Source organism: Lentzea sp. NPDC004789, from assembly GCF_053601075.1.
The window spans coordinates 839,133-863,798 of record NZ_JBSGBE010000001.1; the positions used below are offsets into that span (position 1 = coordinate 839,133).

General features: G+C 69.4%; 27 protein-coding genes. 16 read left to right on the forward strand and 11 right to left on the reverse strand.

Features of this window, described 5'->3' with window-relative positions; translation table 11 throughout:
- Window positions 1–13: 13 nt before the first annotated feature.
- Together ACWEIJ_RS04220 and ACWEIJ_RS04225 are read right to left on the reverse strand one after the other, a co-directional pair.
- A complete protein-coding gene (locus ACWEIJ_RS04220) occupies window positions 14–850 on the reverse strand; it encodes an aminoglycoside phosphotransferase family protein (protein ID WP_449835691.1) in 837 nt (278 codons plus the stop codon).
- Window positions 851–904: 54 nt separating this feature from the next.
- Window positions 905–2,338, reverse strand: a complete 1,434-nt coding sequence (locus ACWEIJ_RS04225; protein WP_449835692.1) for an MDR family MFS transporter — start codon at window positions 2,336–2,338, stop codon at window positions 905–907.
- 305 nt (window positions 2,339–2,643) lie between these two features.
- Here ACWEIJ_RS04225 and ACWEIJ_RS04230 point away from each other — a divergent pair, with 305 nt between their 5' ends.
- Window positions 2,644–3,762 carry a serine hydrolase domain-containing protein gene (locus tag ACWEIJ_RS04230; protein WP_449835693.1) on the forward strand — a complete coding sequence of 373 codons (1,119 nt, stop codon included), beginning with the start codon at window positions 2,644–2,646 and terminating at the stop codon, window positions 3,760–3,762.
- Between the two features lie 76 nt (window positions 3,763–3,838).
- Entirely contained in the window at window positions 3,839–4,534 is a 696-nt protein-coding gene (locus ACWEIJ_RS04235) for a hypothetical protein (RefSeq protein WP_449835694.1), read from the forward strand.
- Here the strand turns inward: ACWEIJ_RS04235 and ACWEIJ_RS04240 are convergent.
- Window positions 4,499–4,975, reverse strand: coding sequence for a DUF6328 family protein (locus ACWEIJ_RS04240; protein ID WP_449835695.1), 477 nt, complete (start codon window positions 4,973–4,975; stop codon window positions 4,499–4,501). The genes ACWEIJ_RS04235 and ACWEIJ_RS04240 overlap by 36 nt on opposite strands.
- A 90-nt stretch (window positions 4,976–5,065) precedes the next feature.
- On the opposite strand from ACWEIJ_RS04240, the gene ACWEIJ_RS04245 reads away from it, so the two are divergent.
- Complete coding sequence (locus ACWEIJ_RS04245) at window positions 5,066–5,617, forward strand: superoxide dismutase (RefSeq protein WP_449835696.1); 552 nt, start codon at window positions 5,066–5,068, stop codon at window positions 5,615–5,617.
- On the opposite strand, the gene ACWEIJ_RS04250 is transcribed toward ACWEIJ_RS04245, so the two are convergent.
- Window positions 5,614–6,282, reverse strand: a complete 669-nt coding sequence (locus ACWEIJ_RS04250; protein ID WP_449835697.1) for a DUF4241 domain-containing protein — start codon at window positions 6,280–6,282, stop codon at window positions 5,614–5,616. The genes ACWEIJ_RS04245 and ACWEIJ_RS04250 overlap by 4 nt on opposite strands.
- A 119-nt stretch (window positions 6,283–6,401) precedes the next feature.
- Here ACWEIJ_RS04250 and ACWEIJ_RS04255 point away from each other — a divergent pair, with 119 nt between their 5' ends.
- From ACWEIJ_RS04255 to phoU, 6 genes are all read left to right on the forward strand, one after another.
- Window positions 6,402–6,926 carry a macro domain-containing protein gene (locus ACWEIJ_RS04255; protein WP_449835698.1) on the forward strand — a complete coding sequence of 175 codons (525 nt, stop codon included), beginning with the start codon at window positions 6,402–6,404 and terminating at the stop codon, window positions 6,924–6,926.
- A 10-nt stretch (window positions 6,927–6,936) separates the two neighbouring features.
- On the forward strand, window positions 6,937–8,061 hold the full coding sequence (gene dusB / locus ACWEIJ_RS04260) for a tRNA dihydrouridine synthase DusB (protein WP_449835699.1): 1,125 nt from the start codon (window positions 6,937–6,939) through the stop codon (window positions 8,059–8,061).
- The gene (locus ACWEIJ_RS04265) at window positions 8,054–8,506 is read left to right on the forward strand and encodes a hypothetical protein (protein ID WP_449835700.1); all 453 of its coding nucleotides are present in this window, start codon (window positions 8,054–8,056) and stop codon (window positions 8,504–8,506) included. The genes dusB and ACWEIJ_RS04265 overlap by 8 nt, the downstream gene beginning before the upstream one ends.
- Window positions 8,507–8,647: 141 nt before the next feature.
- Window positions 8,648–9,496 carry a GGDEF domain-containing protein gene (locus ACWEIJ_RS04270; protein WP_449835701.1) on the forward strand — a complete coding sequence of 283 codons (849 nt, stop codon included), beginning with the start codon at window positions 8,648–8,650 and terminating at the stop codon, window positions 9,494–9,496.
- 301 nt (window positions 9,497–9,797) lie between these two features.
- Complete coding sequence (locus ACWEIJ_RS04275; RefSeq protein ID WP_449835702.1) at window positions 9,798–12,770, forward strand: LCP family glycopolymer transferase; 2,973 nt, start codon at window positions 9,798–9,800, stop codon at window positions 12,768–12,770.
- Window positions 12,771–12,842: 72 nt separating this feature from the next.
- Window positions 12,843–13,508, forward strand: a complete 666-nt coding sequence (gene phoU / locus ACWEIJ_RS04280; protein ID WP_449835703.1) for a phosphate signaling complex protein PhoU — start codon at window positions 12,843–12,845, stop codon at window positions 13,506–13,508.
- On the opposite strand, the gene ACWEIJ_RS04285 is transcribed toward phoU, so the two are convergent.
- The 7 genes from ACWEIJ_RS04285 to ACWEIJ_RS04315 all read right to left on the reverse strand — a co-directional run bounded on the left by ACWEIJ_RS04285 (window position 13,509) and on the right by ACWEIJ_RS04315 (window position 20,469).
- Complete coding sequence (locus ACWEIJ_RS04285; protein WP_449835704.1) at window positions 13,509–14,705, reverse strand: hypothetical protein; 1,197 nt, start codon at window positions 14,703–14,705, stop codon at window positions 13,509–13,511.
- Between the two features lie 10 nt (window positions 14,706–14,715).
- Window positions 14,716–15,492 (reverse strand): phosphate ABC transporter ATP-binding protein PstB, encoded by a 777-nt coding sequence (gene pstB / locus ACWEIJ_RS04290; RefSeq protein WP_449835705.1) that lies wholly within the window; start codon window positions 15,490–15,492, stop codon window positions 14,716–14,718.
- A gap of 10 nt (window positions 15,493–15,502) precedes the next feature.
- The gene (gene pstA, locus ACWEIJ_RS04295; RefSeq protein WP_449835706.1) at window positions 15,503–16,417 is read right to left on the reverse strand and encodes a phosphate ABC transporter permease PstA; all 915 of its coding nucleotides are present in this window, start codon (window positions 16,415–16,417) and stop codon (window positions 15,503–15,505) included.
- On the reverse strand, window positions 16,414–17,478 hold the full coding sequence (gene pstC, locus ACWEIJ_RS04300) for a phosphate ABC transporter permease subunit PstC (RefSeq protein WP_449835707.1): 1,065 nt from the start codon (window positions 17,476–17,478) through the stop codon (window positions 16,414–16,416). The genes pstA and pstC overlap by 4 nt, the downstream gene beginning before the upstream one ends.
- Before the next feature lie 33 nt (window positions 17,479–17,511).
- Window positions 17,512–18,621, reverse strand: coding sequence for a phosphate ABC transporter substrate-binding protein PstS (pstS, locus tag ACWEIJ_RS04305; protein ID WP_449835708.1), 1,110 nt, complete (start codon window positions 18,619–18,621; stop codon window positions 17,512–17,514).
- A gap of 197 nt (window positions 18,622–18,818) precedes the next feature.
- The gene (gene mshD / locus ACWEIJ_RS04310) at window positions 18,819–19,694 is read right to left on the reverse strand and encodes a mycothiol synthase (protein ID WP_449835709.1); all 876 of its coding nucleotides are present in this window, start codon (window positions 19,692–19,694) and stop codon (window positions 18,819–18,821) included.
- A gap of 10 nt (window positions 19,695–19,704) precedes the next feature.
- Window positions 19,705–20,469 (reverse strand): winged helix-turn-helix domain-containing protein, encoded by a 765-nt coding sequence (locus tag ACWEIJ_RS04315; protein ID WP_449835710.1) that lies wholly within the window; start codon window positions 20,467–20,469, stop codon window positions 19,705–19,707.
- A gap of 175 nt (window positions 20,470–20,644) precedes the next feature.
- Between ACWEIJ_RS04315 and ACWEIJ_RS04320 the strand changes: the two genes are divergently transcribed.
- The 7 genes from ACWEIJ_RS04320 (at window position 20,645) to ACWEIJ_RS04350 (ending at window position 24,440) form a co-directional block, all read left to right on the forward strand.
- On the forward strand, window positions 20,645–21,367 hold the full coding sequence (locus tag ACWEIJ_RS04320) for an alpha/beta hydrolase family protein (protein ID WP_449835711.1): 723 nt from the start codon (window positions 20,645–20,647) through the stop codon (window positions 21,365–21,367).
- Window positions 21,364–22,182 (forward strand): LmeA family phospholipid-binding protein, encoded by an 819-nt coding sequence (locus ACWEIJ_RS04325; RefSeq protein WP_449835712.1) that lies wholly within the window; start codon window positions 21,364–21,366, stop codon window positions 22,180–22,182. The genes ACWEIJ_RS04320 and ACWEIJ_RS04325 overlap by 4 nt, the downstream gene beginning before the upstream one ends.
- Window positions 22,179–22,586 (forward strand): thioredoxin family protein, encoded by a 408-nt coding sequence (locus ACWEIJ_RS04330; protein ID WP_449835713.1) that lies wholly within the window; start codon window positions 22,179–22,181, stop codon window positions 22,584–22,586. The genes ACWEIJ_RS04325 and ACWEIJ_RS04330 overlap by 4 nt, the downstream gene beginning before the upstream one ends.
- An 85-nt stretch (window positions 22,587–22,671) precedes the next feature.
- Window positions 22,672–22,743, forward strand: coding sequence for a putative leader peptide (locus tag ACWEIJ_RS04335; RefSeq protein WP_355300619.1), 72 nt, complete (start codon window positions 22,672–22,674; stop codon window positions 22,741–22,743).
- Window positions 22,744–22,816: 73 nt separating this feature from the next.
- Complete coding sequence (locus ACWEIJ_RS04340) at window positions 22,817–23,260, forward strand: DUF4395 domain-containing protein (protein ID WP_449835714.1); 444 nt, start codon at window positions 22,817–22,819, stop codon at window positions 23,258–23,260.
- Window positions 23,261–23,289: 29 nt separating this feature from the next.
- Entirely contained in the window at window positions 23,290–24,135 is an 846-nt protein-coding gene (locus ACWEIJ_RS04345) for a sulfurtransferase (protein WP_449835715.1), read from the forward strand.
- A gap of 5 nt (window positions 24,136–24,140) precedes the next feature.
- Window positions 24,141–24,440 (forward strand): DUF1416 domain-containing protein, encoded by a 300-nt coding sequence (locus ACWEIJ_RS04350; RefSeq protein ID WP_449835716.1) that lies wholly within the window; start codon window positions 24,141–24,143, stop codon window positions 24,438–24,440.
- The last annotated feature ends 226 nt before the right edge of the window (window positions 24,441–24,666 follow it).

Here is a 24,666-nt window from a genome sequence, read left to right on the forward strand (position 1 = left end):
GGGTTTGCGCTTCTCAGGCCTGCTCAACAGCCTCCTCCAGCCACGGAACGATCGCGGCGACGAAGCCGTCGGGGTTGGTCATGGGACGGCCGTTCATCGTGGCGACCAGGTGGCCGATGCCGAACAGGGCGTCCCAGGTGCGGGCGCGCCGGTAGGTGGCCGCGGGAACGGCGCGGCGGACGTTGTCCCAGCCGTGCCAGGCCATTTGGGCGGCGTCGATTGCGGGGTCGGCGGGCATGGCCATGTCCCAGTCGAGGATGCCCAGCAGTTCGCCGTTGGTGGACCAGTGCACGTTGGAGCCGCTCAGGTCGCCGTGGACCAGGGTGTCGGGGACCGGGTCGAGGGCCAGGGCGGCGTCCAGGCGGCGTTGGGCTTCGGGCTGCCAGCGGGCGGGTAGGCGCGGGAGGATCTCCTCGGCGATGATCGTCGACCATGACGGCCCCTGGGCTCGGTCGTCCAGGACGGACAGCAGTTCGGCGGTCAGGGGTACGGAGCTCACGGCGGTCAGCACTTCGGCTATCTGCGACGGGTCGCCGACCCCCTTGGGCAGCGGGGCGCCGTCGATCCACGACACGGCTACGGCGGCACGGTCGTCGAACGTGGTCACCGGGGTCAGCGGGGTTGGCACCTGGAACGGCAGATCGGCGGACGCCAGGTGGCGCAGCACCTCGATGCGGCGGGGCATCGAGGCGGCGCCCAAGGGGCGTTTGCTCACTCGGACGGCTGCCACGCCTGGGATCAGCAGCACGTCGTGGATGTTGCCCTCGGTTGCGGTGAACGCGTGGTCCAGGCGGGTGCCGGGAAGCAGGGCCGAGGCGATGGCGAGCAGGTCCGGGGCGGCCTTGATCATGTCCGGAACGTACGCGAGGCCTGCCGTCCGGGCGGGGACGGCAGGCCTGGCGGATCAGTGCGCGGATTCGGTGGTGCGGCTCGGCAGGACGGCCGCCACCACGATCGTGATCACGGCCAGTGCGGTCGCGACCAGGAAGGCCAGCTTCATGCCGCTCAGCTGGGCGGTGGCGGCGGTGGCGCCGTCGGCCACCAGGTGGCCGGTGCGGGCCGACATCACGGTCACCACCAGGGCGGTGCCGAGGGCTGCTGCGACCTGCTGCAGCGTGCCGAGGATCGAGCTGCCGTGCGGGTACATGTTCGGCGGGAGTGCACCCATGCCGAGGGTGAAGATCGGGGTGAACATCGCGGCCAGGCTCAGCATCAGCACCGTGTGCAGGCCCAGGATCTGCCAGAACGGCATCGTCGCGGAGACCTGGGTGAAGCCGGCCAGGGCGACCACCATGCCGATCGAGCCGGGCAGGACCAGCGGGCGGCTGCCCAGGCGGTCGTACAGCTTGCCGACGGTCGGGCCCAGCAGGCCCATGGCGAGGCCGCCGGGCATCACCAGCAGGCCCGTTTCCAGCGGGCTCAGGCCGCGCAGGTTCTGCAGGTAGAGGGGCAGCAGGATCATCGAACCCATCATCGCCAGGAACGCGATGCACATGAGGGTCAACGACAGCGCGAACGTGCGGTGGGTGAGGGTGCGCAGGTCCATCAGGGGTGCGCCGGTGCGCTGGAGCTTCAGCTGGCGGAGCACGAAGATCGCGATGGTCGCGGCGCCGGCGAGGACGATGCCGATGCTCGGGCCCAGTTGGGCGTTGCCGTCGCCGAAGAGGCTCAGGCCGTAGACGAGGCCGCCGAAGCCGAGGGTGGCCAGTGCCGCGCTCAGCCAGTCGATGGAACCGGTCTGGGGCTCGCCGATGTTGGTCATCTGGCGGAGGCCGAAGTAGGTCACCGCGCCCGCGATCGGCAGCACGGTCACGAACAGCAGGCGCCAGGAGCCCAGTTGCAGGATCAGGCCGGAGACGGCCGGGCCGAGCGCGGGGGCCACGGAGATGGCCAGCGTCACGTTGCCCATCACGCGGCCGCGGTCCTGTTCGGGCACGACGGTCATCAACGTGGTCATCAGCAGCGGCATCATCACGGCCGTGCCCGCGGCCTGCACGATGCGGCCCAGCAGCAGGATCGCGAACGACGGCGCGGCCGCGGACAGGGCCGTTCCGGTGAGGAAGACGCCCATGGCGATCGCGTAGCCCTGGCGGGTGGTGACGCGCTGCAGGAACCAGCCCGTGACCGGGATCACGGCGGCCATGGTGAGCATGAACGCGGTGGACACCCACTGCGCCGCCTGCTCGGTGACGTGCATCGACTCCATGAGGCGCGGGATCGCGTTGATCATGAGGGTCTCGTTGAGGATCACCACGAAGGTGGCCAGCACCAGCAGGCGCACCACCAGGGGTGTTCGGGCCGCTTGCGCGGTCGGGCGGTCTTGGGTCGCTGCAGGCATGTCAGGCCCTCACTAGGTTGCTGGCAGTCGCGTCACGGCCAAGGCCGCCGGCGTCAACGTTCACGACACCGGTAGAGACCGGCGGATCTGTGGAAACTCATCGGTCTCGCCGAGTCTTCCTCATCTCCGGCTCGGTCTCACCCGAATTCCGCCGTCGGCGGACCGGGCGCTCGTCCGTCCACACCTTCGTCGAACGGCAGGAGCGTGAATCGACACCCGGCCCGCGGGAATTCCGGCAGGCCCCACCGTCGAAGCTCCGGCGAGCTCCATGGTTCGAGCCGTCGCAAGCCGACAGGCTCGTCGGCATGAGAACCGCAGTTGTCACGATCATCGCGGCCCTCGCGGCTGCCGTCAGCACGGTGCCGGCGGGTGCGGCCACCAGGATGCCGCCGCCCGACGAGGCCGCACTGCGCAGCGCGATCAGCGGGTTGCCCAGCCGGGAGACGACCGGGGCGCTGGTGCGGATCACCGGGTCCGCGGGTGCCTGGTCAGGGGTTTCCGGGGTGTTCGACGTCGGTACCGGCGCGCCGGTGCGGGCCGATGGACGCTTTCGGATCGGGAGCACCACGAAGGTCTTCACCGCGGTGCTGGTGCTGCAGCTGGCGCAGGAGCGGCGCATCGACCTCAACGAGTCCGTGCAGCGGTACCTGCCGGGCGTTCTGCCCGCCGACTATCCGCCGGTGCCGGTGCACACGCTGCTGGATCACACGTCAGGGCTGCCGTCGGTGGACATCCCGGGGCTGACCGACCCGCGCTGGGTGCTCGAGCACCGCTTCGACCACTGGAGCCCGCGGCAGGTGCTGGACACCGCCCTGCGGCATCCGATCGACTTCCCGCCCGGCACCGCCCAGAAGTACACGAACACGTCCTACGTCACGGCCGGCCTGATCGTCGAGAAGGTGACCGGCCGTTCCTACACCCGCAACCTGCGCGAGCGGATCACCGGACCGCTCGGGCTGTGCCACACCTACTACCCGGAGGACGACCCCGGCCTGCCCGACGCGGCGGCGCGCGGATATCTGGACGTGGACGGCGAGCTCGTCGACGCCACCGAGATGAACCAGTCGATCCCCGGCGCGGCGGGCGGGATCATCTCCACCGCGGAGGACCTGGACGGGTTCGTCACCGGCTTGTTCCACGGCCGGCTGCTGGGCCACGAGATGATGACGAGGCTCTTCACCGTCCCGGACGTGCCGATGTCCGACGGCAGCGGACCCGCCCTCTACAGCCAGGGTCTGATGAGGATCGTGGTGAACGACGTGGAGATGTGGGGCAAGACCGGCAGCCGGCACGGCTATTCGAGTGGCGTCTTCGCGACCCGTGACCTGCAGCGGAAGCTGGTGTACTCGGTCAATCCGACCACGAAGTCGTCGGACGGCCAGCCGTTGATCGTCCGGAGGATCGCCGCCGCGGCCACGAGCTGACTCGGACCGTGGTCCGAGTCGGCGGACCGGACCTCGGGCCGATCCGGCGCAGCGGTGGCGGTGACAGCGTTCAGGTATGAGATTTCCCGGGGCGTGGGTCGCCGGCGTGGCGCTGGTGCTGGGGCCGGTGTTGATGCTGGCTGGGACGTTGTTGCGGGCGCCGTTCAACTTCTTCTTCCCGGACCAGCTCCGGGCCGTGGCGGAGCATCCGGCGCTGATGACCGCCGCCTACACGGCGTTCCTGGCCGGGAACGTGCTGATGTGGGCGGCGGTGGCCCTTCTCGCGCAGCGGATCTCGGAGCACCGGCCGGGGTGGGCGGCGTGGGGCGGGGTGCTCGTGACGATCGGGCTGTTCGAGCGGACCTTTCACGCCGGGGTGGACCACGCGGCGTTCAGCGCCACCAGGCAGCTGGGCGTCGACGGAGCGACGGAGCTGGTGGCGAAGGGGTACGGCGACCTGCACCTGTTCAGCTTCCTGTCGTTCACGATCATGTTCGGGTGGTTCGTGCTGGCGTTCGCGGCCTGTCGGAGCGGCGTGCTCGGCGCGGTCCGTTCCGCAGCACTCGCCACCACGGGGCTGTTGCCACTCGGGGTGCTGAAGGGCACCGAGGTGCTGTCGATCGTGGGGACCGTCGGGCTGTGCGTTGCGCTGGTGCCGTTGGGAGTTCAAGTGCTCGCGCGGCAGACCCGGCCCACGAGGCGGCAGGTGTTGATCGCGGTGCCGGTCGCGGTCGGGCTAGGGGCGCTTGCGTTCGCGAGCACGTTGGGATGACGCGAACGGCAGGGCGAACCAGAGGCCCGAGAAGATGACGAACGCCAGCACGCCGACGACCACCGAGGGCCACTTGCCGAGGATGACCTCGGCCAGCAGCAGGACGGTGCCGGTCATGGCGAGGGCGAGGAAGGCGAGGCCGATCAGGGCGAACGTGTTGCCCGCGGCGACCACGTCCTCGCGGCGGCCCTGGCGGAACAGCACGCGGTGCCAGGCGGCCGGGGCCGTCAGGAACGCGACGGCGATCGCGGCGCAGAGGACCGTGGTCAGGTGCGTCACCCGGATGTAGGTGCCGGTGGAGGTGTACTTGTCGGTGAAGGCGATGGAGAGCAGGAAACCGAACAGGATCTGCACGCCCGCCTGGGCCACGCGCAGCTCCTGGAGCAGCTCGTTCACGTTGCGGGCGAGTCGGCGTTGGTCGGACTCCTCGGCTTCGCTCACGTCAGCAACCTACCCGAACGGGGCCAGATGAAACGCCGATCCGGTCGCAAGAATGGCGGAGAACGGCTGGTACCGCTATGCAAGTGACCCATGAGGACGTTTGCAGCCGCGGTCGCCGCCACGCTCCTGTTCGCGGGGACCGGAACCGCGCAGGCCGCACCCGCGAAGGTGGCCTTCGCGTCGGGCAGGTTCGAGAGCTTCAGCGCCACGGCCACGGCTGTCACCTACGACGCCAAGGTGCCGAACGGCGCCAAGGTGATGGTGCTGGGCGTGCCGACGGTGAGTGGCGGTACGACGGTGTTGTTGAAGCTCAAGGGATTGCTGCCGAACCGGGCGTACGGGGCGCACGTGCACGTGAAGAAGTGCGGTGCGACGCCAGCCGAGGCGGGACCGCACTACCAGAACGTGGCGGACCCGGTGCAGCCGTCGGTCGACCCGGCGTACGCCAACCCCCGCAACGAGATCTGGCTCGACGTGCACACGGACGACCGCGGGTTCGCCTACACCACGTCCACTGTGGACTGGCAGTTCACCGAGCGGCACGCGCAGTCCGTCGTGCTGCACAACGAACACACGCACACCAAGCCCGGTGAGGCCGGCACCGCCGGGCCGCGGCTCGCGTGCGTGAACGTGCCGTTCTAGCGGTTGATCACAAAAAAATCAGTGACGAACGCGACCGGGTCGCCCGCGGTGTTGCGGCCGACCCAGGTCGGGTAGACGCCGTCGCCCCAGCCGGTCGAGAACGCCACGACGTTCAGGCCCGACTGCGGATCGGTGACGTTGGCCGGGCCGCGGCCGCCGCCCACCTTGCCGAGCGCGTCGATGAGGTCGCAGTTGCCGACCTCGTCGTCGCTCGCCAGCCGGTCGACGGCGGGAGCGGCGGACAGGTCGAAGAACGCGCCGGTGCTCGACTTCACGTCGTAGCCGAACTCCTCGTGCATCGGCACGAGCTCGCCCGGCAGCACGGCCGGTGTCCACGAGTACGCGGGTTCGTCGCGCACGGTCAGCTTGGCGGCGGCGACGCGGTAGCCCTGGCGGAGGTCCGGGAAGCCGTCCCCGTCGACCCACGAGACCAGCGAGACCGACACCGGGTACGTACCCGGCTCGACGGTGGTGGTGAACGCCTCGGCGTCCTCCGGCCACACCACGAACGGGTCTGCCGCGACGAGCCTGCCGGTCGGCAGAGCCAGTTCTCCCACCTGCTGCACGGCCACGACCTGCTGTTCGCCGCCGCCGGTCGGCTTGCCGACGGGCCCGTCGACGAAGAACCGCTCGAACCCGGACCTGATCAGTTGAACCGCCCCCACGCTTAGGCACCTCCAGTGGCATGTTGGCAGAAGGCTCCGACACCCGATCGGGGCACCGGGTCTGTTCGCGCTCCGTGAAGTCGGCCCGCACGCAACCGCGCAGGTGCGAGGCTTTCGGCATGGGGACGATCGAAGTGGTGCAGGGTGACATCACGGCCGAACGGGTGGACGCGATCGTCACGGCCGCGAACGAGTCGCTGCTCGGCGGTGGCGGGGTGGACGGGGCGATTCACCGCGCGGCCGGGCCCGCGCTCGCGGAGGCCGGGGCGGAGCTGGCGCCGTGCTTGCCAGGTCACGCCGTCGCGACGCCCGCGTTCGGGCTCGCGCCGGTGAAGTACGTGATCCACACGGTGGGGCCGGTCTGGGAGGGCGGGGATCAGGGTGAGGACGAGGTGCTCACCAGCTGCTACCTGAGCTCGTTGCGGCTGGCCGCCGAGCTCGGCGTGGGCAGCATCGCGTTTCCCGCCATCGCGACCGGGGTCTACGGCTTCCCCGTCGAACGGGCGGCGCGGATCGCGGCCCGCGCGGTCGGGTCGCTGCCGATCATCGACCGGATCCGGCTGGTGGCGTTCGACGAGGAGACCTGCGAGGCGCTCGCCACAGCGGTCGCTCTGGGCGACGATCGCGGCAGGTCAGTGCCGTAACCTGAAGGGCGTGTCCGTTCCCGCCACCCTCAAGATCGGCCCGTTCGCCGTTGATCCGCCCGTTGTGCTGGCGCCCATGGCCGGCATCACCAACGTGGCGTTCCGGCAGCTGTGCCGCCGGTACGGGGCCGGGCTGTACGTGTGCGAGATGATCACGGCGCGGGCGCTCGTCGAGCGGGACGCCATGACCATGCACATGATCACGTTCGACGAGGACGAGCACCCGCGGTCGATGCAGCTGTACGGGGTCGACCCGCGCAACGTCGGTGAAGCCACGAAGATGATCGTGGACGAGAACCTCGCCGACCACATGGACATGAACTTCGGCTGCCCGGTGCCCAAGGTGACGCGCAAGGGCGGCGGGGCGGCGTTGCCGTACAAGCGGGAGCTGTTCCGGCAGATCGTGCGGGCCGCGGTGCGCAACGCCGGGGACATGCCGGTCACCGTGAAGTTCCGCATCGGCATCGACGACGACCACCTCACGTACCTCGACGCGGGACGTATCGCGCAGGACGAGGGCGCACAGGCCGTTGCGCTGCACGCGCGCACGGCGTCGCAGCGCTACTCCGGCAAGGCCGACTGGTCCGCGATCGCGCGGCTCAAGGAGGCCGTGACGAGCATTCCGGTGCTGGGCAACGGCGACATCTTCAGCGCCCAGGACGCGCTCGACATGGTCGCCAGGACCGGCTGCGACGGCGTGGTCGTCGGGCGTGGCTGCCTCGGCAGGCCGTGGTTGTTCCGCGACCTGCAGGCGGCGTTCCGCGGCGAGGAGATCCCCGAGGGGCCGAACCTGGGCGAGGTCGCGGAGGTCCTGCGCACGCACGCCCAGCTGCTCGCCGCCCACTACGGCGAGGACAAGGGCCTGCGCGACCTGCGCAAGCACATGGCCTGGTACTGGCACGGCTTCCCGGTCGGCGGTGACACGCGCCGGGCGTTCGCGATGGTGTCGAGCCTGCGGCAGCTGGACGACCTGATCGGGCAGCTCGACCCGGCCGTGCCCTTTCCCGAGCACGCCGAAGGGCCGCGCGGGCGGCAGGGGTCCGCGGCCAAGGTCGTGCTGCCGGAGGGGTGGCTGGACGACCCCGAGGACGCCACGGTTCCAGCCGGCGCGGACGTGATGCACTCCGGTGGCTGAGCGCGCTGCGGTCCTCCTCGCCTCGCTCGCGCTGCTCGCGGGCTGTGCCGGCCCCGTCACGGGCTCGGCGCGCGCGATCCGGCTGAGCGACGGCGACCGCGGCAAGTTCCGGGAGTTCTACGAGCGCCTCAACAAGGCGGGCGACGAGGGCGCTTCCCAGCAGCAGAAGCTGTTGAAGGAAACGCAACATCCGGACTTCCGGCAGAAGACGTGCGATCTTCGCGGTGCCACGATCAAGGTGGAACCGACCTGGTCCACGCTTCGGACGGACGCCGACTGGGCACCCCCCGGCGAGAAGACCCATCCGCGTGGGGACGTGTACGTCGTGGCGGTCACCGTCACGCTGCGCCAGGAGGAAGCGGTGATCGGCAGCCAGATCGGATCGCTGCACGTCGTGCTGCTCGACGACCAGGTGTACGGGTTCGCGCCCTGCCTCGGTGGCTGAGCGGGTTGTCGATCACCCAAGCTCACTTGATCGGAGCAGCTGACGGTCAACCGGACGGGGGAAATCCCGCCCCCACGCGTCCTTCTAGCTCAAGCGCCGCCTCTTGGGAGACGACACCTGGCAAGTAAGGAGGTGACCGCGATGACCGCACTGCGACCCGAGATCGCAACGACCCCGCCCGACGACGCCAGCGTCGACCGGCAGGGTCCCGGACTGGTGGGTTTGCACGAGTCCATCGCGGCGTTGCTCGCCTCCCGCGGCCAGTGGCGCCAGGCCTACCAGCACCTGCGCTCCGCTCTCGACCTCGTCCACGCCGACCAGGACGAGGAGCCGCACGTCCCCGAACAGCTGCGCCGCGAGGTCGACCGGCTGCGCAGGGAGCACGCCGAGGCACGCGAGCAGAGCCTGCGCGACAGCCTCACCGACTCCTACAACCGCCGATACCTCGACCAGCGGCTGATCGACCTGCTGGCCGAGCACGGCGCGTGCCGGCACGGGCTCGCCATCGCGTTGATCGACCTCGACTGGTTCAAGCAGGTCAACGACACCTTCGGGCACCTCCTCGGCGACCGCGTGCTGCAGCGCGTGGTCGAGCTGCTGCAGCAGGACCTCCCCGAGGACGCCTTCTGCGCCCGCTACGGCGGCGAGGAGTTCGTGCTCGTGCTGCCCCGCGCGGACGCGGCGACGGCCGTGGAGATCGCCGAGGCGGCCAGGGAACGTGTCGAGCGTCACCCGTGGCAGGAGATCGCACCGGGGTTGCGCGTCACGGTCAGCGCGGGCCTCGCCTACGAACCGCCGGCGCACGAGGCCCCTGACCGACCGGCGGTGAGCGCCGAGCAGCAGCTGCTCCGCGCCGACAGCCTGCTGTACACGGCCAAACAGTCGGGCCGCAACGCGGTGGCGTACCGTGCGGATGGACGGGTCCGCCTCGCCGGTGCAGCGGCGGGTCGGCGTGCCATCACCGAGCCACGTGTTCTCGGTTACTACTGAGTGAGCTGGCTCACCCGTTCAGGGCAGACGGACTGCGCGTAATCGCGTACAGATCGCAGCCGTATCACCCGGAGTGGTCGTCAGAAGTCGGCTACATCCGTAGTATCGCGGGCGCAACTGACACGCCGGTGATGCAACCCTTGTGTCCCGGTCGTCGTCAACTCGTAATGACGAACCGCTTTTGCTTCTGACCCAGAAGGGAGATTGGGTGCCCGACGACCCCCGACGTGGTGGCCCCTCTTCCCGTGGTGATCAGGATCCCCAGCAGCAGGACCAGCCGACCGGCCGTAGACGTCGCTCGATGGAAGGCTCTGGGGGCCTGAGCGTCTCGGACCTCATCGAGCAGCACAGCAGGACGAACATCCCCCGACCCGTCCCGCCTGGCTCGCCCGACGCTCCCACGACAGGCAGGCGTGCCCTGCCCGACGCGCCCACCACCGGCAGGCGTGCCCTGCCGGATCCGCCCGCACCGCAGCCACAGCAACCGCGGCAGCAGCCGCCCGTCGCCCACCGGCCTGGTGAGCAGACGGGCACGCGCCCGCGGCCGCCGATGGCCGGCCAGGCTCCTCCGCAGAACTTCACCGGTGAGCAGACCGGCAGGCGCCGTCTCCCGGACGCGCCCGCCGAGAACACCGGAACCAGGCCGAGGCCTGCTCCGAACGGCGCCTACCCGCCTCCCGGCGAGCAGACCGGCACCCGCCCGCGTCCCGACGCGACCGGGATGCAGCGCCGGCCGGTTCCGCCGGCCGAGCAGGGTCCGCGACGTCCCGCACCAGCGGATCCGCGCAGGCTCGCGCCCGGCGACGCGCCGTCGTCCAACGGCATCCAGAGGCCCCCGGCACCCGGTGACGTGACCTCCAACGGGATGCCGCGGCCTGGCACACCCGGCGACGTGACGGCCAACGGCATGCCACGTCCGCAGGCGCCCGTCGATCCGCGGCGGATGCCTCCCGGTGACGCGCCGTCGTCGAACGGCGTCCCGCGGCGTCCCGGCGTGCCCGAGGCGAACGGCATGCCCAGCGGCACCCTCCGCCGTCCGGCACCCGACGTGAACGGGGCGCCGCCGCGCAGGCTCGCGCCCGGTGACGCGCCGTCGTCGAACGGCGTTCCACGGCCTCCGGCACCCGGTGACGTGACCGCCAACGGCATGCCGCGCCCGCCCGCTCCCGGCCCGAAGGCGCCGGAGGGCCCGGACGCCGGTGCACCGCGCCGCCTGCTGCCAGGTGACGCGCCGTCCTCGAACGGCATTCCGCGTCCGCCCATGCCTCCGAACGGGGACATGACCGGCAGGCAGCCGATGCCGCCGCGCGCGGAGTCCAGCGGTCCCCGGCCGATGCCCCCGAGGGCGGAGTCGAGCGGTCCCCGGCCCGTCATCGCGAACCGGCTCGGTGCCGCGCCCGGTGGCCCCGGTGCTCCCGTTCCGCCCGCGCCTCCCGCACCGGAGGAGCCCAAGGCGGACGACCCCGGACCGGAGGCCACCCAGATCGCCTCCGCGGCCGGCGTGGCCAAGGTCGAGACCCGCGAGGAGATGGACCCGACCTGCCTCACCACCGAGATGGAGGCCATCGGCGAGGACGTCAAGAAGCGCCGCGAGGTCGACCACACGCTCGCGCGGTTCTCGGCGGTCCACGACGAGCTCCTGGAGCAGGAGCGCCTGCGCAAGGAGCGCCGCGCCAAGCTCATGCCGTGGGTCAAGGACGAGGACGACCTGGAGGAGGCGACCCAGTTCGCCGATCCGGTCACGCTCGGCGAGAGCGAAGAGGACGGCGAGCTGAAGATCGCCGGCCGCACGCCGCAGCAGCGCAGGTTGATGCGCGGCGCCAAGGTCGGGGCGATCGCCGCCGCGGCCGTGGTGTTCGCGTCGACCGGCATCGGCTGGGCCGCCATGCAGTGGGCCGACTCCAAGATCCAGAAGATCGACGCGCTCGGCGGCAACTCGCAGGCCGTGCAGCAGGCCGAGAAGCAGCTCGGTGACGAGAACTTCCTGCTCGTGGGCTCGGACACCCGTGCGGGCGCGAAGCCGCAGGACAACGTCGGCACCCAGGCCGAGGAGGGTGGCGCGCGGTCGGACGTGATCATGCTCGCGCACATCCCCGCGGACCGGAAGCGCATGGTCATCGTGTCGCTGCCGCGTGACGTGCGGGTCGACCGGCCCGCGTGCCGCAAGTGGAACTCGGACAACGGCCAGTACGGCGGACCTCTCGCTCCCGAGAAGGAGGTCATGGCCAACTCCGTGTACGCCGACGGCGGGCCCGAGTGCGTGGCCAACATGATGACCCAGCTGTCCGGCCTCAAGATCAACCACTTCATGAGCATCGACTTCATCGGCTTCCGCGAGATGTCGGCGGCGATCGGTGGCGTGGAGCTCTGCATCCCCAAGGCGATCAAGGACGACGAGCTCGGCGTCGTCATCGACAAGCCCGGCAAGTACACGCTGAAGGGCGACCAGGCGCTGCAGTACGTGCGCGCCCGCAAGGTCGCCGGCGACATCGGCGGGGACTACGACCGCATCAAGCGGCAGCAGGGCTTCCTGTCGGCGATGCTGCGCCAGGTGCTGTCGAACGAGGTGCTGCTGAGCCCCACCAAGCTCAACAACTTCATCAACGCGCTGACCAAGTCCACCGTCGGCGACAACATCGACGTGGCGTCGCTGCTGGAGCTCGCGAACTCGCTGCAGAGCCTCGACGCGGGCCGCGTGTCGTTCGTGACGATGCCGCACTGGACCGACGAGGGCCCGACGAAGTCGAACGACGACAACATCGAGCGGCTGAAGAACGACGACGTCAAGGCGCTGTTCCAGACGATCATCGACGGAACGCCGCTGCCGCAGGAGAAGCCCGTCGACCCGAAGCCCGGCGACCCCAACACTCCCGCCCAGCCCGGCACGGTGATCGACCCCAAGGAGGTCACCATCCAGGTGCTGAACGGCGACCCGTCGAACGGCGGCGCCGTCGCCAGGACGTCGAACGCCTTGGAGCAGAAGGGTTTCAAGGTCGCCCGGCGGGACAACGCACCGGAGAACGCGAACAAGACCACCATCGCGTACTCGAAGGGCCAGGAGAACAAGGCGGCGACGCTCAAGGCCGCGGTCCCCAGCGCGGAGCTCGTGGAGACGCCCGGGATGGGCGGGGCGATCGTGCTGACGATCGGCAGGAACTTCGACGACAAGGTCGTGGCACCGCAGCAGGGCACCCAGCAGCAGGCCGGCAACCAGGGGCAGAAGAGCAACGATCTGTCCATTGTGAACGCGGCGCAGGACCCCTGCGCGAAGTGATTCGCCTGGGGTTCACCTGCGGTTCATCCTGGCATGTCGCTGCCGCGATGGTCGGGACGTAGGCTGAGCGCCATGCGCGAGGCCTACCACGACCAGCTAGAACAGCTCGCCGACCGACTGGCCGACATGACCGGCATGGTCGCCGAGGCGATGCAGAACGCGACCGCCGCCCTGCTGCAGGCCGACCTCGGCCTCGCGGAACAGGTCATCAGCGGCGACCGGAAGGTCGACGACGTCCGCTCCAGCATCGAGGAGCAGTCGTACGCGCTGCTCGCGCTGCAGGCACCGGTCGCCACCGACCTGCGCACCGTGCTCGCGGTGATCCACGCCGCCGAGAGCGTCGAACGCATGGGCGACCTGGCCCTGCACGTGGCGAAGGCCGCGCGGCGCCGGCACCCGGCGTCGGCCGTGCCCGAGGACGTCCAGCCCTACTTCGCCGAGATGGGCCGCATCGCGGTCAAGCTCGCCAGGGAGGCCGCCGAGATCATCCGGCACAAGGACGTCGAACGCGCGCGCAGCCTCGAGGAAGAGGACGACGCGATGGACGACATCCACCGCCACCTCTTCTCGGTGATCATGGACAAGGAGTGGCAGCACGGCGTCGCGTCCGCAGTGGACACGACGCTGCTCGGCCGCTTCTACGAGCGCTACGGCGACCACGCCGTGTCGGTCGCCAAGCGCACGGTCTTCGTCGTCACCGGCCGGATGCCCGGCTACGGTGGCGACGACAACCTGTAGTCACTCGCGAAACTGCCCATCGCGTTCGGCCGCGAGCTCCGGATCGGCGTAGGCCTCGGAGAACTCGGCGAGCACGGTGGGCAGTTCCTCGTCCCACTCCTGCAGGGCTTCCGCCCGCGGCAGGTCCCGCGCCTCGACGGTGAAGTGCGCCCACGCCCGCGCGAGCTCCGGCAGCAGCGCCAGGTCCTCGTCCGAGAGGTGCAGGCGCGCGGCCAGGTTCATGATCAGCACAGCGGTCAGCGAGGCCGGCCCGTACTCGACGGGATCGCGGTTCTGCTCCACCGCCGCGGAAGCGACGACGCGGGCGAACGCACGCGCGGCCTCGACGTCCGCGATCCCGTGCGCTGAAGCCAGAAACGCCTCGACCACCTCGTCCGTCCTCTTCGGACTGATGGCCGGGATCTCGTAGTCGTCGGGCACGAGCAGGCTCACCCGCGTCTCGGCGAGTGCCATCAGCTGAACGGGGTGCAGCGCCTCCTCGTCGCCGAGCAGCCCCTCCTCCGCCTCCTCGTCCGGCCCGTCGGTCCAGAACTGCTCGACGTCCGGCCACAGGCGGTCGAACACCTGCTCCGCGGTGAGCGGCGTGATCACGTTCCGGAACGCCTGCGGCGTCGAGGAGATCATGTCCTCCAGCAACGCCGAGGTGCCCTCGTCCGGCGTGGAGAACAGCTCGATCGAGGTGGCGCCCAGCACCGGCTGCCGCATGAACATCATCGTCTCGGCAACACCCGCGCGGTCCTGGGTGAACGCGATGACTTCCACGTCTCCCAACAGGTTCGTGACGAGGAAGGCGTCCCGGAACACCGGCACGGCACCCGCCGAGTACCAGTCCGGCTCGGCGACACCGCGTGCCGCCAGTTCGTTCGCCACGCCCGTGACCAGAGCCCTGAGGTCGCCGTCGCCCACGCCGGACAACGCCCGCAACGCGGTGAGCGCCTCCGGCTGCTCGATCCCGCCCAGGGCTTCGATCATCCGGCCGTACTCGGACGCGAACGCGTCCGACCAGTCCTCGAACCGCCAGGCGCCGAGCCACAGCGTGCCGAACAGCTCGCTCGCCCACGACTCGGCCAGCAACCACGACTCGGAACGCAACGCGGCCGCCGACTCCAGCAGCGGTGCGTAGGGCGACTGCTGCTGCGGCCGGCGGCCGGGTGCCTTGCCTTGTTTCTTCTTGCGGCTCTTGCTCTGCGGGCTCACCCGCAGAAATCTAGCCGAACCGGCCGGAGATGTAGTCCTCGGTCGCCTTCTGGCCGGGGTTGGAGAAGATCTTCTCCGTGTCGTCCACCTCGATCAGCTGTCCCGGCTGACCGACACCCAGCAGGTTGAAGAACGCGGTCTGGTCGGACACGCGCGCGGCCTGCTGCATGTTGTGAGTCACGATGACGATCGTGTACTCCTTCTTCAGCTCCGTGATCAGGTCCTCGATCGCCAGCGTGGAGATCGGGTCCAGGGCGGAGCAGGGCTCGTCCATCAGCAGGACGTCGGGCTGCACCGCGATGGCGCGGGCGATGCACAGACGCTGCTGCTGACCACCGGAGAGGCCACCGCCGGGACGGTCGAGGCGGTCCTTGACCTCGTTCCAGAGGTTGGCGCCGCGCAGCGAGCGCTCGGCGACCTCGTCGAGCTCCTTCTTGTTCTTCACGCCCGCGAGCTTCAGGCCCGCCACCACGTTGTCGCGGATGGACATCGTGGGGAACGGGTTCGGCCGCTGGAACACCATGCCGATGGTGCGGCGCACCTCGACCGGGTCCACAGTGGACGCGTAGATGTCCTCGCCGTCGAGCAGCACCTTGCCCTCGACGCGGGCGCCGATCGCGACCTCGTGCATGCGGTTGAGCGACCGCAGCACGGTCGACTTGCCGCAACCGGAGGGGCCGATGAACGCGGTGACGTTCTTCGGCGGCACCGCGAGCGAGACGTTCTCCACGGCGTGGAACTTGCCGTAGTAGAGGTTCAGGTCCTTGATGTCGATTCGCTTGGCCATGTCCGCCCGCTCACTTCGTCTTCGGCGCCAGCGCCCGCGAGATCACGGTCGCCAGCAGGTTGAACAGGGTGATGATCAGCACGAGCGTGATCGCCGCGCCCCACAGTCGCTCGAAGCCCGCCTGCGTCGGGTTGTTGCGCTCGTTCACCATCATCAACGGCAGCGAGGCCATCGGGCCGCTGAACAGGTTGTAGTTGATGAACGGCGCGTACGCCGCGAGCACGAGCACCGGCGCGGTCTCACCCATGACGCGGGCGAGGGCGAGCATGATGCCGGTGAGGATGCCGGAGAGGGCCGTCGGAATGACGATCTTGACGATCGTCTTCCACTTGGGAATGCCGAGCGCGTAGGAGGCCTCGCGCAGCTCGTCCGGAACGATCTTCAGCATCTCCTCGGTCGTGCGCACCACGACCGGAACCATCAGCAGCACCAGTGCGATCGACACCGCGAACGCGCTGCGGCCCATGCCGGCGTAGGTGATCCACACCGTGTAGACGAACAGCGCCGCGACGATCGAGGGGACACCGGTGAGGATGTCGACCATGAACGTCGTGGCCTTCGCGAGCTTCGAACGGCCGCCGTACTCCACGAGGTAGATCGCGATCATGATGCCGATGGGCACGGAGATGACGCCGCACACCAGGCCCTGCACCAGGGTGCCGTAGATCGCGTGGTACGCACCGCCACCCTGCTGGCGGGCGAGCAGGCCGGACAGCGACTTCTGCCACCAGTCCCCGTCGAGGATGACCGGGAAACCGCGCTGGATCACGGTGTAGAGCACCCACACCAGCGGCACGATCGCGATCAGGAAGGCGCCCCACACGAGCGCGGTGGCCAGACCGTTCTTGATCCGGCGAGCGAGGCTGACCGCCTGGAACGTCGGCGGCGTCGCGAGGCGCGTGGGGTCCGCGAGGTTCGTGCTCACTCGTACTCCTTGTGGCCGGCGACGATCGAGCGCGCGATGGCGTTCACGACGAAGGTCAGCACGAAGAGCACCAGACCGGCCGCGATGTAGGCGCCGGCCGAGCGCGTGTCGTTGAACTCGGGTGCGGCCAGCGCGATCTTCGAGGCGAACGTGGCGCCACCGTCGAAGAGCGACCAGCCGAACGCCGACGACGTGGTGCTCAGGATGATCATGACGGCGATGGTCTCGCCGAGTGCGCGGCCGAGACCGAGCATCGAGGCGCTGACGTAACCGGCCTTGCCGAACGGGAGGACGGTCGTGCGCACGACCTCCCACTTGGTCGCGCCGAGCGCGATGGCGCCCTCGACGTGCATCCGCGGCGTGCGGTCGAAGACCTCGCGGCTGACGGCCGTGATGATCGGCAGGATCATCACCGCGACGACGATGCCCGCGGTGAAGATGGTGCCGCCGAGCTGCACGTTCACGTTGCCCTTGGCGAACAGCGGGAACCAGCCGAGGTGGTCGATCAGCCACTCGGAGAACGGGAACAGCACCGGACCGAGCACGAACAGGCCCCACAGACCGAAGACGATCGAGGGAACCGCGGCGAGCAGGTCCACGACGTAGGCGAACGGCCGGGCGAGGTTGCGCGGCGCGTACTGGGTGAGGAAGAGCGCGATGCCCAGCGCGACCGGCATCGCGATCAGCAGCGCGACGATCGAGACGATCACCGTGACGAGCAGCAGGTCGAGGATGCCGAACCGCAGGTTCGCGGGATCGGTCGTGTTCCACTCGCGGCTGGTCAGGAAGTTGATCTGGTCCAGCCCCAGGGACGGGATCGCCTGCACGATCAGGAAGAGGCCGATCGCGCCGATGAGCACGACGATGAAGACACCGGACCCCGTCGCCAGGCCGCGGAAGATGCGGTCGCCGGGCCGAACGTGCGGTGCCTTGGTGGTTACTGGAGCTTCCGGTGTCGGGGGAATCGGAGCCTCCGAGGCGGTGGGAGCAGCCGCAACGCCCCGCTCGGCTCCGGGTTCACCGGAGCCGGCGGGGCGCTTGGCCACGACTGGATCGTTCATCGCGTCAGCGTCAGTCGCAGTTTGACATCAACCTCAGGCGATCGCCTTGATGGCGGTGAGCAGCTTGTCCTGGAACGCCTTGGGCAGCGGCACGTAGCCGGCGTCCGGCAGCGCGCTCTGGCCCTTGGTGGCGGCGGTGGTCAGGAACGCCTTGACGGCCGTCGCGGTGTCGGCGTCGTAACCCTTCGAGCAGACGATCTCGTAGGTCGCCAGCAGCAGCGGGTACGCACCGGCGGTCTTGGTGCCGTAGATCGAGTTGAGGTCGAGGACCAGGTCGTTGCCCTCACCCTTGACCTTGGCGCCGTCGATGGCCTTGCCGGCGGACTCGGCGTTCAGCTCGACCGCGCCGGAACCCGTGTCGATCTTGGCGACCGACAGCTTGTTGTCCTGCGCGAACGACCACTCGACGTAGGTGACCGCACCGTCGATGGAGCCGACGGCCTGCGCGACACCGGCGGACTTCTCCTTGCCCTCGCCGACACCGCCCTTGAACTGCTTGCCGTCGCCCTTGGTCCAGCCACCGGCGGTGGTCAGGTACTTCTGGAAGTTGTCGGTGGTGCCCGACTCGTCCGAGCGGTAGATGACCGCGATGTCCTTGTCCGGCAGGTTCGCGGAGCCGTTCAGCGCCTTGATGGCCGGGTCGTTCCACTTCTTGACCGCACCGGAGAAGATCGCGGCGGTGGTCTTGCCGTCCAGCACGAGGCTGTCGACGCCGGAGAGCTTGTAGCCGATCGCGACCGGGCCGAAGACCAGCGGCAGGTTCCACGCCGGGTTGCCCTGGCAGCGCTTGGTGGCGGCCTCGACCTCTGCACCGGCCTTGAGCGCGGAGTCCGAGCCGCCGAAGTCGACCTGGCCCGCGTTGAAGTTCTTGACACCCGCACCGGAACCCGAGGGGTTGTACGCGAGGTCGGCGCCGGAGCACTGCGCCTTGTACGCCTGCACGAACGCGTCGATGGCGTTCTTCTGCGCGGAGGAACCCTCGGCGTTCAGCTTGGACTTGCCACCGCACGCGATCGGCACGGACGGAGCGTCCGAGGTGGCCTGGCCACCCGCCGCCGTGTTGTTGTCACTGCCACACGCACCGAGCAGAAGCGCGCTGGCCGCGACGAGGCCGAGCACGGCGCCGTGCCGCTGGATCTTCACCTTGGTCCTCCACCTTGCGGAAGCATTCGCGGTTTCGCGACGGACGTCGCCGCTCGCTCGGAAGGTAGGTATCCATGGTGGACAGCCCACCTAGACAGGGTGAACGACAGGTGAACACCGAACGGGAAGTGACGGGTCACACGGCCAAATGAGTGAGGGCGTGACCAGCGCGTATGCGTTTTGTGACGGTCCGTTGACTACCTGGCGTACTGGACGTCGGCGTCCCAGAGGGTGAAGCCCAGCTTGGTGTAGACCCGCACGGCCGCCGCGTTGTCCGACTCGACGTACAGCATGACCTCCTTGACCTGCTGTTCCCGCAGGTGCCGGAGACCGGCCAGCGTCAGGGCCTTGCCGAGCCCACCGCCCTGGCGGTCGGGGTCGACGCCCACCACGTACACCTCACCCAGCTCGGGCGTGTGCACCTTGGTCCAGTGGAAACCCGCCAGCCGGCCGTCGGCGTCGAACGCGAGCAGGAAGCCGGCCGGGTCGAACCAGTCCTCGTCCTCCTTGGCGCGAACGTCCTCGATGGACATCGAGCCCTGCTCTGGGTGCCAGTCGAACGCGCGGTGGTTCACGTAGACGACCGCGGCCTCGTCCTTGCCGGGCACGAACGGCCGGATGGTGATGCCCTCGGGCAGCTCGGGCTCCGGCAGGTCGTTCTCGACCCGCAGCCGCATCCGCAGCAGCTCGCGCACCTTGCGGTAGCCGAGTTTCGCCGCGAGCTTCTCCGCGTCCGGGTGGCCGCCGTGCGCCCAGACCCGCAGGGAGTCCTGTGGCAGCGCCTTCACCAACGCCTCGCCCACGCCCTGATGGCGGTACTTCGGGTGCACGGCGAACTCGGCGACCTTGTGGCCGCCGGAGTCACCGATCATGTCGACGTGCGCGTACCCGGCCAGTTCGCCGTTCAGGTGCGCGAGGAGGTGCTTGCTGCCGGTCGCGCCGGGGCGCATCCGCAGCCGCACGGCCTCGCCGACCGGTGCCACGCCGTCGGTGTCCTCGGCAGCCTCCAGCAGCTGCCGCACCTCGGCGGCCTGGTCGGTCGTCAGCTCGTCGAACCAGCTCAGTTGCGCCACACAGGCGAACCTACCGCGCGATCAAACGCTCATCCAGAACGTGGACCGAGTCACCGATCTCGTCGACCTCGGCCAGCTCAGCCGGACGACGGGTCGAGCCGGGACGCGGAGGGCGGACGAACTTGTAGCCCACGTTGCGGACCGTGCCGATCAACGCCTCGTGCTCGGGGCCGAGCTTGGCGCGCAACCGTCGCACGTGGACGTCCACAGTGCGCGTGCCGCCGAAGAAGTCGTAGCCCCAGACCTCCTGCAGCAGCTGCGCGCGGGTGAACACCCGGCCCGCGTGCTGCGCGAGGTACTTGAGCAGCTCGAACTCCTTGTAGGTGAGGTCGAGCGGGCGGCCCTTGAGGCGCGCGGTGTAGGTGGCCTCGTCGATCACGAGGTCGCCGAGCTGCAGGGCGCCGTCACCGCCGGGCTGGGAGGTGCCGCGGCGCGAGCGGACCAGGCGCAGGCGGGCGTCGACCTCGGCCGGGCCGGAGGTCGGCAGCAGGATCTCGTCGACCGACCAGTCGGAGTTGACCGCGACCAGACCGCCCTCGGTGACCACGGCCACCACGGGCACGTCCACGCCGGACGAGTCGAGCAGGCGGCACAGCGAGCGGGCGCCGACCAGATCGGTGCGGGCGTCGATCAACACGATGTCGTGCGGCCCGGCCTCGAGCAGCGCGGAGACCTCGGGACGCAGTGGACGCACGGCGTGCGGGAGCAGCGCCAGCGCGGGCAGCACGGCCTCCGGGTCCGGGTCTGTCGTCAGCAGAAGCACGTCGATGCTCATCGCGGCGCCCTCCAAAATCGGCCGTGGTCGGCCACCTCGACCAGACCAGCGGCGTACGGTGACCGGGCCCCGTTGCCTGCGGATGACGGAGACGATACCGGTGCAACCCGAGAAAGTCCCAGGTAGAGAAGCCGTGCTCACACTTGTTTCCACAAGCGTCACGCCTGTTACATCCATGTCACACGACGGCGTACGTCTGCACGGCGTCCACTACAAGGGTGAAAACGAGCTCGCTTTCGTTGTGGGACATGGGTTCACGAACAACGTGAGCAAGCCGTACGTGGCACGGGTGCTCGGTCGTTTGGCCACGCACGCAGGTGTCGTCGCGTTCGACTTCCGGGGTCACGGACGGTCCGAGGGACGCTCCACGGTCGGCGCGGACGAGGTCCACGACATCGAGGCGGCCGTGCGGACGGCCCGCGAGCTCGGGTACCGCAAGATCGCCACGGTGGGGTTCTCGATGGGAGCCTCCGTCGTGCTGCGGCACGCCGCGCTGGGCGAGACCAGGCCGGACGCCGTCGTCTCGGTGAGCGCCCCGGCCAGGTGGTGGTCACGGGAGACGGCTCCGATGCGGCGGGTGCACTGGTTGCTGGAACAGCCGCACGGGAAGCTGGCGGCGCGGGCGATCGGGGTTCGGCTCGGCGACAGCTGGGTACAACCGCCCGAGAGTCCGCTGGAGGTGGTGCACCGCATCACGCCCACCCCACTGCTGATCGTGCACGGTGACCTGGATCACTATTTCGGTGTGGAACACGCCAGGTCACTGCACCGCGCGTCCTCAGGGCATGCCGAGCTGTGGATCGAGCCCGGCATGCGGCACGCGGAATCAGCCGCGACTCCGGACCTGGTAGACCGAATGGCGGCATGGATCGCCGGCAACGTCGAGGACGAGGAATGACTGCGCACACCCCTGCACGGCCGCGGAAGAAGAAGTCCCGACGCGGGAAGTTCCTCATCATCACGGTGATCGTGCTGGGCGTGCTGCTCGTGGCCGCCGACTTCGCGCTCGCCGCCGCCGGCGAGTACCAGATCGCCCAGCGGATGCGGGAGAAGCTGCAGCTCAACGAGGACCCGTCGGTGCGCATCAACGGCTTCCCGTTCGTCCTGCAGGCGATCCGCGGCGACTACAAGAGCGTGGAGATCCGCGCGTCCGGCGTGCCGATCAAGAACGAGCAGTCGGGCGTCGACCTGCGCGACCTCGACGTCGAGGCCAACCTGCACCACACCCGCGTCGAGCTGTCCGACCTGCTCGCCGGCAACGTCTCCAAGGCGACCATCGACGAGGTCGAGGGCAGCGTGAAGATCAAGGCGCTGGACCTGAACCGCCTCGCGAACCAGGTCACGCCGTTCGACAAGCTCTCGATCGAGCCCGACAACCGCGTCACGACGCCCACGCCCGCGGACCCGAAGGCGCCCAAGACCACCGCGGCGATCAAGCTCTCCGGCCAGACCAACGTCGCGGGCAAGGTCGTCACGCTGAGCGCCTACGGTCAGATCGCGCTGGTCAGCGGTGCCATTCAGATCAACATCGACGACATCGAGCTGGACGACACCTCGCTCAAGCAGATCATCCCGCAGCTGCGCCAGGCGCTCGCGCTCAAGATCGACCCGGGCAAGCTGCCGTTCGGCGCGACCCCGACCGCCGTCGAGGTGGAGAGCGGTGCGTTCAAGCTGACCGGCCGGATCACGGATGTACCGTTGGTCCAACGATGACCGGTGTGTGGGCGCTCCTGGGCGCGCTGGCCGTGGCCGGCGCGGTCGGAGTGCTGCTCAAGATCCGGGAGGGCCGCATCTCCCACCGCGAGGCATCCGTTGATCTGCCCGCTCCCGTGCGCGACCTGCTCGCGCCGGGAGTGACGCTGGTCCAGCTCTCCACCACGTTCTGCGCGCCGTGCCGCCACGCGAAGGTGATCCTGCGCGACCTCGCCGACCGCACCGACGGCCTCACGCACGCCGAGCTCGACGTCACGAACCTGCCGGACGTGGCCGCCCAGTTGGGCGTGATGCGCACACCGACGACGTTGGCCCTCACCGCGGACGGCACCGAGGTGTTGCGAGTCGGTGGCGTGCCGAAACGCGACTCGTTGCTCGCCGCCCTGCGCCCGCATTTGCCCTAATCCGGTCGAGTGAACCTGCGTTGTTCCACCAAGTGGACATACCTCCCGGACCGAGGGATTGAGGGCTACCCTCGCTGGCATGACCATGCTGCTCACGAAGCGACGCGCGGTTGACCTGTGCCGCGTGCGCAGCAGCCTGTGTCGCACGACGAGCTGATTGGGCCGCTTGACGCCCACCAGCTACCTCTGACGGACTGAATTTCTCCTCGTCCGAATGTCCGGAGGTCGTCGTGCCCAAAGATGCCCCAGTAGACCCGCGCGGACCGCGCTTCTCCGCCTGGATGACCACCGTCGTCCTGGCCGTCGTACTGCTCACCGGCTGGTGGCGCCTGCTCGCCGCCCAGACGGTGCTCTTCGCGATGTGCGCGTTCATCTCGCTGAAGCTCAACCCGTGGGGTCACGTCTACCGCTTCGCGATCCAGCCACGCCTCACCCCGACCACCGAACGCGAGGAAGCGGCCCCGCTGCGCTTCGCCCAGGGAGTCGGCTTCGTGTTCGCGCTGATCGGCACCCTCGGCTACGCCACGGGTCTGACGACGCTCGGGGTCGTGGCCACCGCCCTCGCACTGGTGGCAGCGCTGCTCAACGCCGCGCTGGGCCTGTGCCTCGGGTGCGAGATGTACCTGCTGCTGCGCCGGTTCGCACCCGCCCTCGCCCGTCCGCAATCGCAATAAGCCCAGTACTACTACAGGAGCAACGTCCCATGAGCCGTGAGAACGTGCTGGTCTCGGCCGCCTGGTCCGAGGAGAACCTCCAGACGCCCGGCGTGGTGTTCGTGGAGGTCGACGAGGACACCACCGCGTACGAAGGCGGGCACATCCCCGGCGCCGTGCGCATCGACTGGAAGACCGAACTCCAGGACCCGATCCGCCGCGACTTCGTCGACCGCGAGGGCTTCGAGAAGCTGCTCTCGGCCAAGGGCATCTCCAACGACGACACCGTGATCCTCTACGGCGGCAACAACAACTGGTTCGCCGCCTACGCCTACTGGTACTTCAAGCTCTACGGGCACACCGATGTGAAGCTGCTGGACGGCGGCCGCAAGAAGTGGGAGCTCGACGGCCGTCCCCTGGACAAGGAAGAGGTCTCCCGCGCGGCGACTTCGTACAAGGCCCAGGAACAGGACCTCTCGATCCGCGCCTTCCGCGACGAGGTCGTGGACGCCATCGGCAACAAGAACCTCGTCGACGTCCGCTCCCCCGACGAGTTCTCCGGCAAGCTGCTCGCGCCGGCCCACCTCCCGCAGGAACAGGCCCAGCGCGCGGGCCACATCCCGTCGGCCGTGAACGTGCCCTGGTCGAAGGCGGCCAACGAGGACGGCACCTTCAAGTCCGACGAGGAACTGCGCGAGATCTACGCCGAGGCGGGCTTCGACGGCTCCCGCAAGACCATCGCGTACTGCCGCATCGGCGAGCGTTCCTCGCACACCTGGTTCGCCCTGCGCGAGCTGCTCGGCCACGAAGACGTCAAGAACTACGACGGTTCTTGGACGGAGTACGGCTCGCTCGTCGGCGTGCCGATCGAACTCGGTTCCGGCAAGGAGGCCTGATTCCCATGTCCGACTCATGCGGCGCGCCCGTGCAGGGCGGCTCCATCGACGCAGCGACCACCGAGACCGTGCTGCAGGGCAAGGTCGTGGCCGACGGTTCCCCCGTCGGCGGCGCCTACGTCCGCCTGCTCGACTCGTCCGGCGAGTTCACCGCCGAGGTCGTCTCCTCACCCGAGGGCGACTTCCGCTTCTTCGCCGCGCCTGGCAGCTGGACCGTTCGCGCCCTGCACCGCAGTGGCAACGGGCAGGCCGCCGTTTCGGCTGACGGGCCCGGCATCCACGCGGTGGAGATCGCGGTCGCCTGACAGCTCTGGCTGGTATGCCTGAAGGCCCCGGCGGCGCACCGTCGGGGCCTTCCTCGTTTCCGGTTCCAGCGTGGTTGCGTTTCAGGGTCGATGACGAGCTTTGGTTGCGTCATCGCCGCTTCGCGACGATAGCGATTGGGGCTTGACTTCGGGGCCCTTGCGAGGTGCTGGTCGGCCTTCAAAAGCCGGGCTGAAAAGAGCCCGGCCGATCCGAGCACGGTAGCAC

Excerpts from the sequence above, each read along its gene's own strand:
- ACWEIJ_RS04220 (WP_449835691.1), bottom strand. The coding sequence starts at position 850 with ATGATCAAGGCCGCCCCGGACCTGCTCGCCATCGCCTCGGCCCTGCTT.
- ACWEIJ_RS04225 (WP_449835692.1), bottom strand. The coding sequence starts at position 2,338 with ATGCCTGCAGCGACCCAAGACCGCCCGACCGCGCAAGCGGCCCGAACA.
- ACWEIJ_RS04230 (WP_449835693.1), top strand. The coding sequence starts at position 2,644 with ATGAGAACCGCAGTTGTCACGATCATCGCGGCCCTCGCGGCTGCCGTC.
- ACWEIJ_RS04235 (WP_449835694.1), top strand. The coding sequence starts at position 3,839 with ATGAGATTTCCCGGGGCGTGGGTCGCCGGCGTGGCGCTGGTGCTGGGG.
- ACWEIJ_RS04245 (WP_449835696.1), top strand. The coding sequence starts at position 5,066 with ATGAGGACGTTTGCAGCCGCGGTCGCCGCCACGCTCCTGTTCGCGGGG.
- ACWEIJ_RS04255 (WP_449835698.1), top strand. The coding sequence starts at position 6,402 with ATGGGGACGATCGAAGTGGTGCAGGGTGACATCACGGCCGAACGGGTG.
- ACWEIJ_RS04270 (WP_449835701.1), top strand. The coding sequence starts at position 8,648 with ATGACCGCACTGCGACCCGAGATCGCAACGACCCCGCCCGACGACGCC.
- ACWEIJ_RS04275 (WP_449835702.1), top strand. The coding sequence starts at position 9,798 with ATGGAAGGCTCTGGGGGCCTGAGCGTCTCGGACCTCATCGAGCAGCAC.
- phoU (WP_449835703.1), top strand. The coding sequence starts at position 12,843 with ATGCGCGAGGCCTACCACGACCAGCTAGAACAGCTCGCCGACCGACTG.
- pstB (WP_449835705.1), bottom strand. The coding sequence starts at position 15,492 with ATGGCCAAGCGAATCGACATCAAGGACCTGAACCTCTACTACGGCAAG.
- pstC (WP_449835707.1), bottom strand. The coding sequence starts at position 17,478 with ATGAACGATCCAGTCGTGGCCAAGCGCCCCGCCGGCTCCGGTGAACCC.
- ACWEIJ_RS04315 (WP_449835710.1), bottom strand. The coding sequence starts at position 20,469 with ATGAGCATCGACGTGCTTCTGCTGACGACAGACCCGGACCCGGAGGCC.
- ACWEIJ_RS04320 (WP_449835711.1), top strand. The coding sequence starts at position 20,645 with ATGTCACACGACGGCGTACGTCTGCACGGCGTCCACTACAAGGGTGAA.
- ACWEIJ_RS04325 (WP_449835712.1), top strand. The coding sequence starts at position 21,364 with ATGACTGCGCACACCCCTGCACGGCCGCGGAAGAAGAAGTCCCGACGC.
- ACWEIJ_RS04330 (WP_449835713.1), top strand. The coding sequence starts at position 22,179 with ATGACCGGTGTGTGGGCGCTCCTGGGCGCGCTGGCCGTGGCCGGCGCG.
- ACWEIJ_RS04345 (WP_449835715.1), top strand. The coding sequence starts at position 23,290 with ATGAGCCGTGAGAACGTGCTGGTCTCGGCCGCCTGGTCCGAGGAGAAC.
- ACWEIJ_RS04350 (WP_449835716.1), top strand. The coding sequence starts at position 24,141 with ATGTCCGACTCATGCGGCGCGCCCGTGCAGGGCGGCTCCATCGACGCA.